The 706-nt window shown below is 64.3% G+C and carries 1 protein-coding gene; it reads left to right on the top strand.

What is annotated here, in order from left to right; translation table 11 throughout:
* The coding region (locus P9272_RS35940) for a 2-oxo acid dehydrogenase subunit E2 (protein ID WP_278164962.1) at positions 1–706 on the top strand (706 nt) is incomplete at both ends.

Below are 706 nucleotides of genomic sequence, written 5' to 3'. Positions count from 1 at the left end.
CGTCCGTTCCGGCGCCCGCGTCCAAGCCGATGTCGGACGATCAGGTGCTGAAGCTGTTCGCGGAAGGCTCCTACGAGCTTGTGCCGCATGACAACATGCGCAAGACCATCGCGCGCCGCCTGGTCGAGGCGAAATCCACCATCCCGCATTTCTATCTGACGCTGGATTGCGAGCTAGATGCGCTCCTGGCGCTGCGCACGCAGCTCAATGCCGCGGCCCCGATGAGGAAGACCGACACGGGGGAGGTTCCGGCCTACAAGCTCTCCGTCAACGACTTGGTGATCAAGGCGATGGCCATGGCGCTGATGGCGGTGCCGGATGCGAACGCCTCCTGGACCGAGAACGCCATGGTCAAGCACAGGCACGCCGATGTCGGCGTCGCGGTGTCGATTCCCGGCGGCCTGATCACGCCGATCATCCGGCACGCGGATGAAAAGACGCTGTCGGTCATCTCGAACGAGATGAAGGACCTGGCAAGCCGCGCCCGCAGCCGCAAGCTGAAGCCGGAAGAGTATCAGGGCGGCACGACGGCGGTGTCCAACCTCGGCATGTTCGGCATCAAGGATTTTGCCGCAGTCATCAATCCGCCGCATGCGACGATCCTGGCGGTCGGCGCGGGCGAGGAGCGGGCGGTGGTGAAGAAGGGCGAGATCAAGATTGCCACGGTGATGTCGGTCACGCTCTCGACCGATCACCGCGCGGTCGA

The organism is Mesorhizobium sp. WSM4976 (assembly GCF_029625685.1).
GTDB lineage: Bacteria > Pseudomonadota > Alphaproteobacteria > Rhizobiales > Rhizobiaceae > Mesorhizobium.
This window is presented reverse-complemented; position numbering and strand designations above follow the sequence as displayed.